Source organism: Dellaglioa sp. CoH-56-MRSF-11 (assembly GCF_056782135.1).
Genome location: NZ_JBXAYE010000041.1, coordinates 1 through 382 on the forward strand (window position 1 = coordinate 1; position 382 = coordinate 382).

1 protein-coding gene is annotated in these 382 nt (G+C 56.0%); it reads right to left on the reverse strand.

What is annotated here, in order from left to right; all coding sequences use genetic code 11:
• Positions 1-84: 84 nt before the first annotated feature.
• Positions 85-382, reverse strand: a 298-nt coding sequence (locus tag AC1RPT_RS07730) for a hypothetical protein (RefSeq protein WP_481762976.1), incomplete at its 5' end; no start/stop codon positions are given.

The following is a 382-nucleotide window of genomic DNA, read 5'->3' on the forward strand; positions in this document are numbered from 1 at the left end:
GTCGCAATATCGGCCGTTCCCGACGCGTACCACGAAAGTGCACGCTCACGCTGTTCCTGAGTCAGTTTGTACATGATTGGCCCCTTAGACCTGACAGTTACGACGAATCTCGCGATCCGAAACGCCGGCAATTGCGCGCTGGCGCTTCAAGCATTCCAGCAGTTCAGCACGCGTTTTCTTGTTGACGGCGCACACGATTGCCTCGTAATCGTCCTTGTAAAACTTGGAGTCACGCTTAAGCGACGCGGCCAGTAGCGTAATCGCTTCCTTTCGTAGCTTACTCATGTCGTAATTTTGCATTGCCAGCCTCAGCGGGTTAGTTGTGTTTGGGTCCGCGACGCGTGCGCGCACCCTCAGCCTGCCGGCCCCGGACGTGAAAAAG